The organism is Sphaerisporangium corydalis (genome assembly GCF_025506355.1).
GTDB classification, from domain to species: domain Bacteria; phylum Actinomycetota; class Actinomycetes; order Streptosporangiales; family Streptosporangiaceae; genus Sphaerisporangium; species Sphaerisporangium corydalis.
Map to the genome: position 1 here is coordinate 46,613 of NZ_JANZYP010000007.1, position 16,326 is coordinate 62,938.

The 16,326-nt window shown below is 72.0% G+C and carries 13 protein-coding genes; 4 read left to right on the plus strand and 9 right to left on the minus strand.

Annotation, left to right across the window (positions count from 1 at the left end):
• Positions 1 to 111: 111 nt before the first annotated feature.
• On the minus strand, positions 112 to 2,892 hold the full coding sequence (locus tag NYZ98_RS07320) for a LuxR C-terminal-related transcriptional regulator (RefSeq protein ID WP_262841782.1): 2,781 nt from the start codon (positions 2,890 to 2,892) through the stop codon (positions 112 to 114).
• Positions 2,889 to 3,620: a TetR/AcrR family transcriptional regulator gene (locus NYZ98_RS07325; RefSeq protein WP_262841783.1), complete on the minus strand. Its 732-nt coding sequence runs from the start codon at positions 3,618 to 3,620 to the stop codon at positions 2,889 to 2,891. The genes NYZ98_RS07320 and NYZ98_RS07325 overlap by 4 nt, the downstream gene beginning before the upstream one ends.
• A 135-nt stretch (positions 3,621 to 3,755) precedes the next feature.
• Between NYZ98_RS07325 and NYZ98_RS07330 the strand changes: the two genes are divergently transcribed.
• Entirely contained in the window at positions 3,756 to 6,014 is a 2,259-nt protein-coding gene (locus NYZ98_RS07330) for an MMPL family transporter (RefSeq protein WP_262841784.1), read from the plus strand.
• Between the two features lie 17 nt (positions 6,015 to 6,031).
• On the opposite strand, the gene NYZ98_RS07335 is transcribed toward NYZ98_RS07330, so the two are convergent.
• From NYZ98_RS07335 to NYZ98_RS07355, 5 genes are read right to left on the minus strand one after another with little or no spacing between them, the layout of a single operon-like run.
• Entirely contained in the window at positions 6,032 to 7,048 is a 1,017-nt protein-coding gene (locus NYZ98_RS07335; RefSeq protein ID WP_262841785.1) for a branched-chain amino acid ABC transporter permease, read from the minus strand.
• 46 nt (positions 7,049 to 7,094) lie between these two features.
• A complete protein-coding gene (locus NYZ98_RS07340) occupies positions 7,095 to 7,955 on the minus strand; it encodes a branched-chain amino acid ABC transporter permease (protein WP_262841786.1) in 861 nt (286 codons plus the stop codon).
• A gap of 22 nt (positions 7,956 to 7,977) precedes the next feature.
• Entirely contained in the window at positions 7,978 to 8,727 is a 750-nt protein-coding gene (locus NYZ98_RS07345) for an ABC transporter ATP-binding protein (RefSeq protein ID WP_262841787.1), read from the minus strand.
• Entirely contained in the window at positions 8,724 to 9,479 is a 756-nt protein-coding gene (locus NYZ98_RS07350) for an ABC transporter ATP-binding protein (protein WP_262841788.1), read from the minus strand. The genes NYZ98_RS07345 and NYZ98_RS07350 overlap by 4 nt, the downstream gene beginning before the upstream one ends.
• A gap of 13 nt (positions 9,480 to 9,492) precedes the next feature.
• Positions 9,493 to 10,689, minus strand: a complete 1,197-nt coding sequence (locus tag NYZ98_RS07355) for an ABC transporter substrate-binding protein (RefSeq protein WP_262841789.1) — start codon at positions 10,687 to 10,689, stop codon at positions 9,493 to 9,495.
• Positions 10,690 to 10,835: 146 nt separating this feature from the next.
• Between NYZ98_RS07355 and NYZ98_RS07360 the strand changes: the two genes are divergently transcribed.
• The gene (locus NYZ98_RS07360; protein ID WP_262841790.1) at positions 10,836 to 11,753 is read left to right on the plus strand and encodes a PaaX family transcriptional regulator; all 918 of its coding nucleotides are present in this window, start codon (positions 10,836 to 10,838) and stop codon (positions 11,751 to 11,753) included.
• Between the two features lie 36 nt (positions 11,754 to 11,789).
• Complete coding sequence (locus tag NYZ98_RS07365; RefSeq protein WP_316249539.1) at positions 11,790 to 12,701, plus strand: amidohydrolase family protein; 912 nt, start codon at positions 11,790 to 11,792, stop codon at positions 12,699 to 12,701.
• A gap of 15 nt (positions 12,702 to 12,716) precedes the next feature.
• On the opposite strand, the gene NYZ98_RS07370 is transcribed toward NYZ98_RS07365, so the two are convergent.
• Together NYZ98_RS07370 and NYZ98_RS07375 are read right to left on the minus strand one after the other, a co-directional pair.
• Positions 12,717 to 13,373, minus strand: a complete 657-nt coding sequence (locus NYZ98_RS07370; RefSeq protein WP_262841791.1) for a hypothetical protein — start codon at positions 13,371 to 13,373, stop codon at positions 12,717 to 12,719.
• Between the two features lie 327 nt (positions 13,374 to 13,700).
• Positions 13,701 to 14,804 (minus strand): alcohol dehydrogenase catalytic domain-containing protein, encoded by a 1,104-nt coding sequence (locus NYZ98_RS07375; protein ID WP_262841792.1) that lies wholly within the window; start codon positions 14,802 to 14,804, stop codon positions 13,701 to 13,703.
• A 217-nt stretch (positions 14,805 to 15,021) separates the two neighbouring features.
• Between NYZ98_RS07375 and NYZ98_RS07380 the strand changes: the two genes are divergently transcribed.
• Complete coding sequence (locus NYZ98_RS07380) at positions 15,022 to 16,269, plus strand: ABC transporter substrate-binding protein (protein ID WP_262841793.1); 1,248 nt, start codon at positions 15,022 to 15,024, stop codon at positions 16,267 to 16,269.
• Positions 16,270 to 16,326: the final 57 nt, after the last annotated feature.

A 16,326-nucleotide genomic window follows, 5' to 3' on the forward strand; every position in this document is an offset into this window, starting at 1 on the left:
GGTGTGTTTTTGGGTGGGCATCAACTGCTTGACCACCCAAGTGGGTGCCGGGTGGGGGGACTCTCCTTGCGAACCGAGTTTGTGGGCTTGAACGCGCGCCGCTGGCAGGGGTCAGACTTCGCCGCGTTCGTAGGCGAGGGCTAGTTCCACGCGGGAGCGGAGGCCGGTTTTGGCGTAGACGCGGGTGAGGTAGACCTCGACGGTCTTGCGGCTGTAATGCAGTTCGTCGGCGATCTGGGGGTTGGAGAGGCCGCCCGCGACCAGTTCGATCACGCGTCGTTCGACCGGGGTGAGCGCCGCCGCGGGGGCGGCGGCGAGGCCGGCGGTTTTCAGGTGGCGGGCCGCTCGTTCGCGCCAGGGTGCCGCGCCGAGGTCGGTGAAGATGCCGTGCGCCCGTACGAGCTGGGCGCCGTCGCCGAGTGCGCCGAGGATGAGGCGGGCCCGGGCCTCCTCGAACTTCAGGCCGTCGGCCCTGGCGGATTCCAGTACCGCCTCGGCCCGCTCGGCGTCCTGGAAGGCCCCCGCGGTCGCGAGTTCGGAGGTGATGCGGGCCTTCGGCGTGCCCGTTCGCACGATCTCGGATAGTTCGTCGGCCACCTTCCTGGCCATGTCCATCTCCCCGGCGAAGCTGTGCATGGCGACGCGGAGCGCCAGCACGCGGTGGACCACGTCGGGCGGGCCGCCGTCGAGGGCCTCGTCCAGCAGGCGGGTGGCCGTCGCCCGGTCGCCCAGGCCGAGCGCGCGCTTGGCCTTGAACATGGCGCGCAGCGAGAGCTGGAGGACGCAGTTGGGCGGCGGGTCGGCGAGCAGGGGTTCGGCCTCGGAGTAGCGTCCCTGGTCGAGCAGGATGTCCAGCTCGATGTTGCGCAGCAGCGCCACGTTCTCCCACAACCCGGCGTCGGTGAGCGTGACCGCGTCGGACCGGATGTCGCGCAGGGCGTGGTCCCATTCGCCGCCGAGCCGGCGCACGACCGCCATGGTGCGGACGTGCTGGCCGGCGATGTTGTGCCAGCCGAGTCCCCGGTAGATCTGTTCGGCCTGGGTGAGCAGGTCGAGCGTGCGGGTGCGCAGGCCGCCGCTGGCCAGGATGTGCGCCGACGACTCCAGCGCGGCGAGGCGCCCGGCGGGTGGCAGGGCCGCCGACGCCGACAGCAGGGTGTCGAGAGCGCGTTCGGTCTCCTCCCATCGCCCCTTGATGATCGCGACGCCGGCGAGGGCGCTGAGGGCGATCACCAGGTCTTCGGGCGGGCAGTCGGGGAGCGCCTGCCAGGCGCCGCGCACCATGTCGTCCGAGTCGCGGCCGAGCTGGGTGCTGACCACGGCCTGCTGGGCGAGCAGGGCGGTCGGGTCGTCGGCGGCCGGGAGCTGCTCGGCGGCGATGGACACCGCGACCTCGTACTGCCCCATGGAGTGCGCGGCGTTGACCATCGTCTGGGCGGTGCGGGTGTGCCGGCGCCCCGGGGTGAGGACGGCGAGGGCCGCCTGCCCGGCGCTCAGCGCGTCGACCGGGCGTGAGCCCTTCCAGTACGACAGCGCCTGCCTGGACAGCAGCACGCCGCGTTCCCCGTCGGGGGCGAGTTCGGCGGCCCTGCCGTACCAGTGGCCGGCCGACAGGGGCGCGGTCCAGCGGGTCAGCTCGGCGGCGCGGAGCATGGCGGGCAGCGCCTCGGCGCTCGTGCCGCCTTCGGCGAGGTGGGTGGCCCATTCCAGGACCCGGCGGGTCCCGCTGAGGCCCTGCCGCTGGAGCAGTTCGGCGATGCGGGTGTGGACCCGGCGCCGTTCGGCGGGCCCGAGGTCGGCGTACAGGGCCTCGGCGACCAGGGGGTGGGCGAACTCGTAGGCGCCGTCGCCGGTCGCGACGACGAGGCCGTCCCTGACGAGGCCGTCGAACGCGCGCTCGGCCTCCCCGGCGTCGAGCCCGGCGACCTCGGCCAGCGCTTCGAGGTCGGCCATGCCGGCGGGGCGGGTGCGGCGCAGCGCGGCGAGAACTCTGGCGAGGGTACGTCCGCCTTTGTCGCGCTGGAACAGCCGGGTGAGGATGGCGCCGCGGCGCGGGCCGGGGTAGGCGGACTGGACGGCGCCGCCCTGCACCAGGGTGAGCACCGCCTCGCGGACGAACCAGGGGTTGCCCCGGCTCTCGTCGTGGACGCGGCGCAGGATCGGCTCGCTCGGGGTGCGGCCGAGCAGGCCGGTCACCAGGGCGGTCACCTCGTCGAGCGACAGCGGGCTGAGCCGGACGACCATGTCGGCGTCCATCGCGGGCAGCCGCCGCGCGGTGCCGGCGACGACGAGTCCCCGTACGCGGCGGGGGAGGTAGGAAAGGACGCCGAGCGTGTCGGCGTCGGCCAGGTGCAGGTCGTCGATGGCGAGGAACGTGCGGCCCGGCAGCCCTTCGAGCAGGTTGGCCGTGCGTACGGCGGGGGCGGCGCCCATGATCCCGAGGGCGGCCTGGTCGATCGCGTCCAGGAGTTCCTTGAGGGGTTCCCGCGCGGCCGGGTCGGCGTGCAGCGGGCCCAGCGCGTCGGCGAGCGAGGCGAACGCGAGGCCGCTGCCGAAGTCCCGCGCCTGGCCGTGCAGCACGCGGTACCCCATCGACCTGGCCAGGGCCTCGGTCTCGGCCAGCAGGTGCGTCTTGCCGATCCCGGCTTCGCCGTGCACCAGCAGCGTCACGGGCGGTCGCGTGAGCGCGGACTCGAACCGGCGCAGCAACCCCGGCCGGTCCGTCGCGGCGAGCGGATCGGATCGGTCCGCGGCCTCGGTGGGGTGAGGGCTCGGGGGGGGAGGGGAGGGCAGGGCCGGGGGGTGCGGGAGATTCTGTGCCGGGGGGGCGCCGGGTAACCCGCCGGAGGGGGCCGGGGTGTCACCGTCGGGGCGGTCAGGGGGGAGGTTCACCTTTCACGCCCCGTTTCGCGGAACACGGCCGGATCCTGGGCGCGTCGCGGTTCGCGGGGCGCGGCCGAATCTTGCGCCCGCCCCTTTTCGCGTATCGCCGAATCTTGCGCGCGCCCCGCTTCGCGTATCGCCGAGTCCCGCGCACGCCCTGATTCGGGGGGTAGGGCCAGGGTTTCGGAGGGCGTGGCCGAGTCGTGGATCGCGAGGGCCAGGGCGACGAGCATTCGCCACACGGTCTCCTGCGGTAGGGCCATGGTCTTGACCACGGCGAGCTGCAGGGCGCCCATGACCGCCCACGCCCGTATCCGGTCCTCGTCGCTGGGCGCGGGCCCGGCGAGCTTGGCGTGGATCTCGTCGCGGAACGCCCGGATGGTCTCCCCGGGGGACCCCGGCGGCGCGCTGTCGGCTCCGCCGATGTCGTCCATGAGGAGCCCGATCACGGCGCGGTGGCGCACCATGAAGTCCGCGAGCGGCTCGACGAACACGCGGGTGCCGGTCCCGAAGTCGCCGCCGAGCAACCGGATGAGGTCATCGGCCGCAGGGGCGATGAGTTCCGCGGCCAGTTTGTCCTTCGGGTGGAAGTGGTAGGCGACGGCCGTCTTGGTGAGGCCGACCTGGCTCGCGATGTCGGCGAGGGAGGTGCCGGCGTATCCGCGTTCGGCGAAGAGCTGCCGGGCGGCGGCGAGAATCCGGCTCCGGGTGTCGTTGCCTTGGTCGAATGTGGTCATCGTCTCACTTCTCAGCGCGGTCGAGCGTTTGAGGATATTCGCGCCTACACTCTTAACGAGCGTCCTGCACGGGCGTACAGAACGGATGTTCCGGAAGTGTTTCCAATTCCTCAATAGTGTCTGGGACGGTCACCAATGGCTAGCTGGCTGGGTCGACTGGGTGGGTGGTGCGCGCGGCACGGCCGCGTCGTGCTCGCGGTGTGGATCATTCTCGCGGGCGCGCTCACGGCGGGAACGCTGGTCTTCGGGCGTCCCGTCAGCAGTGACGTCTCCATTCCGGGCACGGACGCCCAGCGCGCGCACGACCTGATGCGCGACGGCTTCGGCCCTGGTTACGGCTCCGGCGGCACCGTGCAGATCGTCCTCTACTCCAAGGACGGGTCGCTGCTCGAAGCCGGCCGCAAGCACGCGGTGGAGGACGCCCTGGCCATGGTGCGCCAGGTTCCGCACGTCGTGCAGGTGGACACGCCGTACCGGGTGGGCGGCATCTCCTCCAACTTGGTGATCGGCGTCATAACCGTACGCCTCTCCGGCCAGGATCCGGGCAAACTAGCGGAGACCTCCCAGCGGATCTCCGAGGCGGCGGAGCCCGCGCGGCGGGCCGGCATCGAGGCCGTCCCCGCCGACAACGCGACCCCCGCCGACAAGGACATCAAGACCGGGCCCAGCGAGATCATCGGCGTCGCCTGCGCGCTGCTGGTGCTGCTGTTCGCGTTCGGGACGCTCGTCGCCGCGCTGGTGCCCGTCTTCACCGCGCTGATCAGCATCGGCGTCGGGCTCGCCGTGATCGGCCTGCTGGGTCATCTCACCGACGTGCCCAAGGACGCGTCGGTCATGGCGTCCATGATCGGGCTCGGCGTGGGCATCGACTACGCGCTGTTCCTGCTGTCGCGGTACCGCAAGCTCCTGGCCGACGGCGTCCCCGTGCACGACGCCGTGCGCCGGACGACGGCCGGCGCGGGCGGGGCCGTCCTGTTCGCGGGCGGCACCGTCGTCATCGCGCTCAGCGCGCTGGTGCTCGCCGGGTTCCCGATGCTGCGCACGCTCGGCTGGACGACCGGCATCTCGGTGGTGTGCGCCGTGCTGACCTCCCTCACGCTCGTGCCCGCGCTGCTCGGCATCCTCGGCCACCGCGTCAACGCGCTGCGCCTGCCGTTCGCCGGCGCGCGCGGCACCGGGGCGCACGGCACCCCGAGCGGCTGGACCCGGCTCGGCCGCTGGGTCGCCGGGCGCCCGTGGCGGGTGCTCCTGGTGGCCGCGCTCGCGCTCGGCGCCCTCGCCGCCCCGGCCCTCGGGCTCCGGCTCGGCACGGTCGACGACGGGTACGCCGACAAGGGGTCGACCGCCCGGCGGGCGTACGAGCTGATGCAGACCGGGTTCGGGCCGGGGGTCAACGGCCCGCTGATCGTCGTCGCCGAGCTGGACGAGAAGGCCGGGACCGGCGAACCGCCCTCCCGGGCCGTCAAGGAGCTGAAGGACCGGCTGACCTACGTTCCGGGCGTCGCGTACGTCGCCCCGGCGAAGGTCAACACGTCCGGTATGTCGGTGCTGTTCCAGGTCGTGCCCGAGTACGCCCCGAGCGACCCCCGGGCCGTCGACCTCGTGCACGCCGTACGCGACCTGCGGGTCCCCGGCGCGCAGGTGCACGTCGGCGGGGAGGTCGCGGGCACGGCGGACGTGGGCGACCGCATCGCCGAGCGCACCCCGGCCGTCATCGCCGTCGTCGTGCTGCTCAGCGCCCTGCTCCTGCTGCTCGCCTTCCGCGCGCCGGTGGTCGCGATCAAGGCGGCGCTGATGAACCTCATCTCGCTCGGCGCCGCGTTCGGCGCGCTGTCGATCGTGTTCTCCTACGGGCTCGGCAGCGGCCTGGTCGGGATGGACCCGCCCGTGCCGATGGACGGATCGTCTCTGACGACGCTGTTCTTCACCGTGCCGATCGACTTCTACGTCCCGCTCATTCTGTTCGCCGTGCTGTTCGGGCTGTCCATGGACTACGAGGTGTTCCTGCTGACCTCGGTCCGCCAGGCGTACCTGCGGTCGGGGGACAACCGGCGGGCGGTCGCCGAGGGGCTGGGCGCGACCGGCCGGGTCATCACCTCCGCCGCGCTGATCATGGTGGTGGTGTTCGTCGCGTTCGTCGCCTACCCCGACCCGCTGGTGAAGGTGTTCGGCGTGGGCCTCGCGGTCGCCGTCGCCGTGGACGCCACCATCATCCGGGGGCTGCTCGTCCCGGCCACGATGGCGCTGCTCGGCCGGCTCAACTGGTGGTGCCCGCCGTGGCTCGACAAGATCCTGCCCAACCTGTCCATCGCCGACCACGCCGACGACGATGACGAGGTCCGGCCGCCCGCGCCGGACCCCGGCCGGCGGCTGGTGACCTCGGGCCGCCCCTGACCACGCGTCCGCCCGTCTCAGCGTTCGCGCCTGAGGCGGGCGGTCACGGCCGGGAGCAGGCCGCCGGGCAGGAAGAGGACGACCACGATGAGCACCACCGCGTACACCGCGTACGACAGCACGCTCGGCGCGTAGCTCGGCATCCCCGGCGCCGTCCCGATGACGTTCAGCCCCTGGACGAGCAGGGTGATCGCGGCGGCGCCCACCACCGCGCCCCAGACGGTGCCGAGCCCGCCGACCACGGCCATGACGATGTACTCGATGGACAGCAGCACTGGGAAGGAGCTCGGGGCGACGTACCCGACGTAGAACGCGTAGATCCCCCCGGCCAGCCCGGCGAACGCGGCGGACAGGGCGAACACCACGAGCTTGTACCGGCCGACCGGGACCCCCGAGGACGCCGCCGCCGTCTCGCTGGTGGCCAGGGCACGCAGCGCGCGGCCGGGCCGGGAGACGATGACGTTCCGCGTCACCAGCATGACCAGCGCCACCCCGGCCCACGTCAGGTACGCGTACCCGGAGGCGTCGCCCAGCTCGTACGGCCCGGCGCCGAGCCTCGGGATGCCCTGGAGGCCGATGTCCCCGCCGGTGAACTCCAGCTGGCCCGCCAGCGACAGAAGGATCAGCTGGGTGGCGATCGTCGCGAACGCCAGGTGGTGCCCGCGCAGGCGGAGCAGGGGGACGCCGACCACCACCGCGAACGCCGCCGCGACGACCGGCGCGGCCAGCAGCCCGGCCAGCGGGGGGCCGCCGCGCACGGCGAGGATCCCGGCCGTGTAGCCGCCCACGGCGTAGAAGGCGCCCTGGCCGAGCGACACCTGCCCGGCGTACCCCATGAGCAGCGAGACGCCGACCGTCACCATCGCGGCGAGGCCGAGGAAGATGTACACCGTCAGTGCGCTGTCGTCCAGGAACGCGGGCAGGGCCAGCGTGACGGCCGCGACGACGCCCCCGGGCAGCACCCGCCGTATCCGGGACCCCGGCCGCGCCCCGGCCGCCTCCCTGACCGGAGCGACGGGCGTCAGGCGGGTCATGTGCTTTCCTCCGGGACGGCGGTGCGGAGGGTGGGCCGGAGGCGGGTCATGTGCTCTCCTCCAGGACGGTCGCGCGCCGGGTGGACTGGACGACCATGATGACGAGCATCAGGCCGAGGGCGATCTCCGTCTGGTAGGCCGCGTACCCGTACCCCGCCGCCAGCGACTCGGCGACCCCGAGCAGCAGCGCGCCCGACAGGGCGAGGACCGGCCGGGTGAGCGCGCCGAAGACGGCGGCGGCGAAGCCGTTGACGATGAGCGTGACGTCGGAGTCGAACGAGATGGGCCGCAGCGGGGTGACCAGCACCCCGGCCACCCCGCCGAGCAGGCCGCCGATGGCGAAGGCCAGCAGCCCCATCGTGGTGACGTCGATGCCGACGACCCGGGCCGCGTACGGGTTGGAGGCGCAGGCGCTGAGCGCCTTGCCGAGGTAGGTGCGGCCGAAGAACGCGCTGAGCAGGACGAAGGTGACGGCGGTGGCCGCGATGACGAGCAGGTGCTGCCGCTGGACGCCGACCCCGGCGACGGTGAGCGACCCCGGCAGGCCGGGGAAGGACCTCGGCTGGTCCCCCCAGACGAAGATCTCCACCGCGTACGCCAGCACGCCGGCGCCCAGGGTGACGATCAGGGACGACTGCGGCGTGGTGCCCCGCCTCCCGATCGCGATCAGGCCGGTGAGCAGGCCGGTCATCGTGGCGATCAGGACGGCGGCGACCTCGCTCACGCCGTGCGGCAGGCCGACGCCGAGCAGCCAGGACGCGCTCAGCCCCGCCACGACGGCGAACATGCCCTGGGCGAAGTTCACCACGCCGGTCACGCGGTGGACGGCGACCAGGCCGCTGGCGATCAGCGCGAACCCGCAGCCGACCGCGAGGCCGTTGACGAGATAGGTCAGGAACTCGCGCACGCGCCACCTCCTCGCCGCGGGGTCACGGCGTGGCCTCCTCGATCGGGCCGCCGAGGTAGGCGCGCGCGACCTGGGGGTTCGCGGCCAGCTCGGCGCACGGCCCCTCCGCGACCACCCGTCCCGCCTCCAGGACGTACGCCCGCTCGCACACCCCGAACGCCAGCCGGGCGTTCTGCTCGATGAGCAGCACGGTCAGCCCGCGCTCCCGGTTGAGCGCCACCAGGTGGGCGGCGAGGTCGCGGGTGACCATGGGGGCGAGCCCGAGCGACAGCTCGTCCACGACCAGCACGTCGGGCCGCGACATCAGCGCCCGCCCGAAGGCCACCATCTGCTGCTCGCCCCCCGACAGCACCCCGGCCCGCCGGCGCCGCAGTTCGGCCAGCCTGGGCAGGAGGTCGTACACCGACGACGGGTCGCGTGCGCGCGACCGCCAGCCGCCGAGGACGAGGTTGTCCTCCACGCTGAGGTCGGGGAACAGCTGCCGCCCTTCGGGGATGTGCGCCAGCCTGCCGCCGGTGCGCGCGGTGCCCGACGCCGGGGTGACGATGCCGGACAGCGTGTTCGCCAGGGTCGACTTGCCCGCCCCGTTGGGCCCGAGCAGCGCGACCATCTCCCCGGCCCGCACCGACAGCGTGACGTGGTCGAGCGCGGTCGCCGAGCCGTAGGTGACGACGAGCCCGGCGACCTCGATCGTCCCGCCACTCCGCGCGGCCTCGGCCGGGCCGCCGCCCTGGGCCGGTTCGGTGCCGCCGTCCGTGGGTGGCCCGGTCATTCCGGCTCCCCGAGGTAGGCCGACACGACGAGGGGGTCGGCGCGGATCTCGCCGGGGGTGCCCTCGGCGATGACCCGGCCGAGGTCGAGAACGGTGATCCGGTCCGCCAGCCGGGTGACGAAGGCGACGTCGTGCTCGATGAGCATGATGGTCAGCCCGGCGGCCCGCAGCTCCTCGATGAGCACCGCCAGCGCCTCGCGCTCGCCGGCCCGCAGCCCCGACGCGGGCTCGTCCAGCAGCAGCAGACGCGGTTCGGCGCACAGGGCCCTGGCGACCTGCATGGACCGCTGCTGCCCGAGCGGCAGCAGGCCCGCCTGCCGGTCGGCCCACGCGGTGAGGCCCACCCGCGCGAGCGCCTCGTCGGCGCGGCGCGCGATCTCCCGCTCGTCACGCCGGTGCCGGGGGAGCCGCAGGGCGGCGGACACGAACCCGGCGCGCGTACGGCTGTGCGCGCCGACCATGACGTTCTCCCTGACCGTCATGCCGCGGAACACCCGCGCGCCCTGGAAGACGATCGACATCCCGAGCGCCGCGCGCCGATGCGGCGGGAGGCGGTCCACGTTCGCGGACCGCAGGGAGATGGCGCCCCGGTCGGTGGCCAGGTGGCCGGTGATGAGGTGGAACAGCGTCGACTTCCCGGCGCCGTTCGGCCCGATGACGCCGCGGACCTCGCCGTCGGCGATGTCGAGGCTGACATCGCGGACGGCGTAGACGCCCCCGAACGAGCGCGAGACCTCCTGAACACTGAGCACGTGGCAGGGTGTCCTACTCGGTGGAGACGGTCGTGGTGAGCTGCTTCTTGGCCCAGTCCGTCACGACGAACCGCCCGTCCTTCACGGTGTTGATCGAGATGTACTCCGGCTTCAGCCCGGAGTGGTCGGTCGCGGAGTAGCGGAACCGGCCGTTGGGGGTGACCAGGTCCATGGTCTCCAGCGCCTGCCGCACCTGGTCCCTGCCGCTGCCGCCGGCCTTCCTGATCGCCTCGAACAGCAGCAGGGCGGCGCTGTAACCGTCCTGGGCGAACTGCGGCGGCGGGTAGCCGTACTTCTGCTGGAACGGCACGGCCATCTGGTCGATGACCTGCTTCTGCTTGCCGGCCGGGAGCTGGTCGCCGACGACGCCGATCGCGCTCTGCACCGTCATGCCCTCGGCGGCGGCGCCCATCGGCTCCAGCCACAGCTTGCTGGCCTGCGACCCGGTCAGGAACAGCGGCACCTTCAGCCCGGACGCGGCGTACTGCTTGCCGGCCGTGACGCCGGGCGCGCCCGAGCCCCAGAAGACCAGGGCCTGCGCGTCGCTGTCGCGGACGTGGGTGAAGATCGCGCTGAAGTCGGAGTTCGTGGTCTCGTACGGCTCGTCGGCGACGACGGTCACGCCGTACTTCGTGGCCAGGGAGATCATCGCCTTGTGGCCGGCCACCGAGTAGGCGCTCTTGGTGTCGTGCGCGACCGCGATCTTCGTGATCTTCTCCGCCTGCATGTACTGCAGGTACCGCTCGGCGTACATGCTGGTGAGCGCCGGGGTGACGAAGATGTACGACTTGATCGGCTCCACCTGCTCCTGGGCGGGCGCGAGCGAGAGGTAGGGGATCTTCTCGCGCTGCGCGAGCGGTTCGATGGCGAGCGCGGAGTTGGAGAACACCGGGCCGATGAGCGCGTCGATCTGGCCCTTGATCTGGTTGAAGGCCACGATCCCCTGGTCGGGCGCGGTCTTGTCGTCCCGCTGGACGAGCTCCACCTTGCGTCCGAGCAGCCCGCCCTGGGCGTTGACCTGTTCGACGGCGAGCTCGACGGCCTTCTTGTCCTCGCTGCCGAGAGGGGTGTAGTTGCCGGTCAGGGAGATGATGAGGCCGACCCTGATGGGGCCGGGGCCGGTGGATCCGTCTCCGCCGGACCCTCCGCCACCGCCGCACGCGGTCACGGCCAGGGTGAGACAGGCGATCACTGGGACGAGCTTGCGCACGTGTGCCTCCTGAAGCTCATGTCGCGGCAACAGGCCCGCGCATGCCTCCATCAGGCGCTGGTACGGCCACCGCGCAGGGAATGACGGCGTGATCAAAATCCCCGATCGCCCTGAATTTAGGCACGTCACTTACGGCTGTCAATAGAATGCCCAACATCATCGACGAGAGGGACGGCGTGGCGGCACAGGTTCAGGAAAGCCTCCCGGGACCGGGTCTGCGGTCCCAGTCGGTGATGTTCACCTTCCTCGGCGACCACGTTTACGGACACCCGCTCTGCGTCTTCTCCGGGAGCTTCATCGAGGTGTTCGCCCGGGTGGGGGTGTCGGAGGAGGCGACCCGGTCGACGCTGAGCCGCATGGTCGCCCGGGGCCTGCTGCGGCGGCAGCGGCACGGCCGCCGGGTGTACTTCGGGCTCACGCTGCGGACGGTGGAGATACTCAAGGACGGCCGGCGGCGCATCTGGCACACCGGCGTCGTCAACGACGTCCCCGGCGACCGGTGGACGCTCATCGGGTTCTCGCTGCCGGAGTCCTGGCAGCGGCAGCGCCACGAGCTGCGGTCGCGGCTGATCTGGGCGGGGTTCGGGCCGCTGCAGAACGGGCTGTGGATCTCCCCGGCGGAGGTGGACGTGGAGGCGGTGGTCCGCGACCTGGACCTCGGCCCCGACGCCAACGTGAAGGTGTTCTCGGCCGAGCCCCGCGAGCCCACCGACATGGAGCGCGTCATCAGGGACGCCTACGACCTCGACGGCCTCGGCGGGCGGTACCGCGACTTCCTCGACCGGTGGGACCGGGCCGACCCGATGCCGGAGGCGCCCGACCACCTGGCGCGCTCCCTGGTGATGCTCACCGAATGGCTGCGGATCATCCGCACCGACCCCCGGCTCCCGGTGCGCTACCTGCCGCGCGGCTGGCCGGCCGGGCGGGCCCAGCGGGTGTGCCACACCCTGCACGAACGGTTCCGGGACGAGGCCCGCGCGATCGCCGCCCGGCTCATGGACACCGTCCCCGACACGGCCGGCCCGGCCGGGCAGGACGGTGACAGCCGTCATACTCTGGCCTAGGTTGGGGCGAGATCATCCCGGCCGTCAAGGAGCGCCATGCCGAATCAGGGATCGGGCCCCTCGCCGGGGCGTCCGGTGATGGACGTGGAGTCCCTCGTCGCGATCGACGTCCACACCCACGCCGAGGTCTCAGAACACGGCGGCGAGTCGCTCTCCGGCCCGCTCAAGCGTGGCGCCGACGAGTACTTCAAGCTGGCGGGGCACGGCCGGCCGACCGTCCCGGAGATGGCCGCCTACTACCGTGAGCGGAACATGGCCGCCGTCGTGTTCACCGTCGACGCCGAGACCGCGACCGGCCACCCTCCCGTGCCGAACGACGAGATCGCCCAAGCGTGCGCGGACAACGCCGACGTGCTGATCCCCTTCGCCGGGGTCGACCCGTGGAAGGGCAAGGCGGCTGTGCGGCAGGCGCGCCGCCTGGTCGAGGAGTACGGGGTGCGGGGGTTCAAGTTCCACCCCAACCTTCAGGCGTTCTACCCCGACGACCGGATGGCGTACGGCCTGTACGAGGCGCTGGAGGAGCTCCAGGTCCCGGCGCTGTTCCATACCGGCCAGACCGGTCTCGGCGCGGGGGTGCCCGGCGGCGGGGGAGTACGGCTGAAGTACTCCAACCCGATGCGCGTGGACGACGTCGCCGTGGACTTCCCGGGCCTGCCGATCATCCTGGCCCACCCGTCGTTCCCCTGGCAGGACGAGGCCCTGGCGGTCGCCACGCACAAGCCCCTGGTCCACATCGACCTGTCCGGCTGGTCCCCGAAGTACTTCCCGCCGCAGCTCGTGCAGTACGCGAACACCCTGCTCAAGGACAAGGTCCTGTTCGGCTCGGACTACCCCCTCATCTCACCGGACCGCTGGCTGGCCGACTTCGAGAAACTCCCCATCAAGGACGAGGTCCGCCCCAAAATCCTCAAACACAACGCCGCCCGCCTCCTCGGCCTGACCTCCTGACGGGGACTGTGGCCGTCAGGCGCTTTCGTCACCGCGTGCCTTCACCGGTCGCCTGGCGAGGATGCCGGGTACGCGGTCGAACCCCTTCAGCCACGTCGAGACCGGTGGTTGCAGATAGCCCAGTAGCCGATGGATCTTGGCGTGATCTGCGGAGAGATGCCGGTGATGGATGGGTTCATGGTGCATGATCCGGTTACGGAGCAACACCATGGATTGAAGGTTGTCGCGCAGGGGCTCGCGCCCACCCGAATAGTGGGGAAACGCACGATGCAGTGTCGGGACCCAGAAATGCCGGTCGTACGCACGGCTGAGAAGCGACACCCAGAGCCCGAACGTCGTCGCGGCCACCACGTCGTCCGCGCTGGGCGCGCGTACACCCTTGCGCCGCAGATCCTCCAGGGCCTTCGTGATCTTGCATGAATCGTGCTGCCGCAGCGGCGCCACCGTCCACCAGTCGGCCCGGCCGTACCGTGAGCGGAGCCGGTCGTGCTCGGCGTTCCGAAGACCGATCTCCAGGCAGTGCAGCGGGCCGTAGAAGGCTTCCGAGACCTCGATGTTCCAGCGGTACAGGCGCCATGCGCTGGTGGCGTCCCCGCTCGAGGCCCGTAAGTACGGCTCGAACCGAGGTGTGGAGAATGTCCGGCCGAACCATTCGGGTGGTCCCGGGACCATGCGGCATCCCTTCGACATCGGCCGTTGGCGGGCGGCTACCTTGGGTATACTGAGCACGTAAGCCCCGGGTCCGCCTCTGCTTCGCATGCCGCCCGGGGCACGGCTTTTCCCGGGTCGAGCGGACCGTCGAGACATGCCTCGCGGTCGTTCAGGCCCGGACGAAATACGCCTTCGCCTCTGCACCGTAATGCCTTCGGCTTCGCGTACGCAGCGTAATGCCCTGTGAACCAACGGTTGACTCGCGGGACTATCGCCGATGACGCGATGCCGGGTCGCCGGGCGAGCCGGCATCATCTCTCAACCTGTTCTGGCCCGTCGGCCCACGGGTCAGTCGAAGGTGATGACGCTGCGGGCGACGGTGCCCTGGCGGGCGTGTTCTATGGCTTTGTTGATGTGGTCGAGGGGGACGCGTTCGCTGACGAGGCCGGCGAGGTCGAGGCGGCCGCGGAGGTACTGTCCGGCCAGCATCGGCAGGTCGCGCAGGGGGGCGGCGTCGCCGCCCTGGGTGCCCATCAGGCGGCGGGAGGCGAACAGCAGGGACGCCTCGACCGTCAGGGAGCTGCCGGCGGGCGGGCTGCCGACCATGACGGTGGTGCCGCCTGGGCGGGTGGCCGCGAACGCGGTGCCGAGGACGCCCGCCACGCCGGTCACGTCGAAGGCGTAGTCGGCGCCGCCGGGGACGATCTCGCCGACCTGCGCGGCCAGGTCCCGCGGGGTGAGCGCGTGGGTGGCGCCGAACCGCTCGGCGAGCCGCAGCTTGGACTCGGCGACGTCCGCCGCGAGGATCGTCGTGGCACCGGCGAGTACGGCCCCCTGGATCACGTTGAGGCCGACGCCGCCGCAGCCGACCACCAGGACGCTGGACCCGGGGCGCACGTCGGCGACGTTGAGGACGGCGCCCACGCCGGTGACGACCGCGCAGGCGAGCAGGCACATGAGGTCCATCGGGGCGGTCTTGTCGATCTTGACGCACATGGCCTCGCCGACCACGGCGTACTCGGCGAACGAGCCGATGCCGATCATCGTCCGGGCGGGGGTGCCCGCGACGGTCACGCGGGTGGTGCCGTCGCCCATCGTGCCCATGATGGCGGCCATCCGCGCCGCGCCGCCGCACAGGTGGAAGCGGCCCGCGCCGCAGTTGCGGCACCGGCCGCAGGGCCCGTTCATCCCGATGATCACGTGGTCGCCCGGGGCGACGGCGGTCACGCCGGCGCCGGTGCTCTCCACCACCCCGGCGCTCTCGTGGCCGAGGACGAAGGGCGTCCGCCGGACGACGGGGCTCTTGCCGTCGAGGGCCTTGATGTCGGAGCCGCACACGCCGGAGGCGGCGATCTTGACGCGTACCTCGCCGGGGCCGGGGTCGGCGATCTCGACCTCCATGACCTCCATGGCGGCCTTGAACTCGGTCAGTACGGCTGCGCGCATCAACATCGGCCGGGCTCCGTCCCTGCGTTCCCCGGGATCTCCCACGGGTCCGTCCAGAACGCTAGCGAGGGCTCCGGATCAAAGCAAGCAGTTGCTTGGGCAAGCCAGGCGGGCGCGCGTCCATTGACAGTGTCCCGAGGTGAACCTACTCTGCGGGCAACCAAGCGAGCGCTAGGCCAAATCGCCCGGCCGCCCGCGCGGGTACGCGGCGCGAAGGAGTGAGATGCGACGGCAGGCGCTCATGGGGCTGGTGGTGGTCGCGGCGCTGGTCGGCTGCGCGGCCGAGCAGAAGGCGGGCGGCGGCGCGTCCGGCGCGGCGGGCTCTGACGGCGTCACCGCCACCACGATCAAGGTCGGCGGCGTGCTCACCAAGACCAGTGCCAGCGGATACTCCACCAAGGACGCCGAGATCGGGGCCAGGGCCCGCTTCGAGCGCGCGAACGCCGAGGGCGGCGTCAACGGCCGCACCATCGAGTTCGTCGGCGCCGAGGACGACAACCAGGACGCGGCCAAGGGCGACGCCGCCGCCAAGAAGCTCGTCCAGAAGGACCAGGTCTTCGCCGTCGTGCCCGTGCACGCGCCCAACTTCGGCGGCGCGGTCTTCCTGGAGGGCGCCAAGGTGCCCTGGTTCGGCTGGGCGACCGGCCCGCAGTGGTGCGGCACCACCACCGGCTTCGGCTACAACGGCTGCCTGGCGCCCAAGCCCGGCGCCGGCTCGCAGACCTGGTGGGGCAACCAGCTCGCCGACCTGGCCGGCGGCGCCCAGGGCAAGACCGTCTACGTGCAGACCACCGACTCCAGCGGCAGCAAGTACGGCGGCACCACGATCTCCCAGTCCTTCCAGGCCGCCGGCTTCAAGCTGGTCGGCGTCAACTCCGGCCTGCCCGCCGCCGCGCCGCCCCCCGACTGGCTGCCGTACGTGAACAAGATCATGCGGTCGGACGGGGGCGCGGCGCCGGACGTCGTGGTGTCCATCATCGCCGGCACCAAGTTCAACACCGGCCTGTACTCGGCGCTGAAGAAGGCCGGATACAAGGGGATACTGACCGACGCGACCAGCTACGACGCGGCGATCCTCAAGGACCCCGCCACCGCGCAGGCGCTGGAGGGCGTGGTCGCGGCGCCGATGTTCGAGCCCTTCGAGTCCACCGCGCCCGAGGTGGCCCGGCTCAGGGCCGACGTCGAGAAGGTCGCCCCCGGCACCACGCTCACCCAGCACCTGGCCATCGGCTACTGGTCGGCCGACATCTTCCTGAAGGTGCTCGAGAAGACCGGAAAGGACCTGACCAGGGAGAGCTTCCTGCGGACCGCCAACTCCGGGTTCACCTACGAGAACCCCGGTTTCGGCCGCATCGAGTACCCCAAGGACCACACCGAGCCGAACGGCTGCGGCGCCCTGGTCAAGCTCGTCGGCGGCGCCTTCCAGGTGGCCGAGAACATGAAGTGCTTCGACAACGTGCCACTGAAGTGACCACAGTGCCGCCGACTACAGTGCCGCCCGCCACAGTGCCGCCCGCCACAGTGCCGT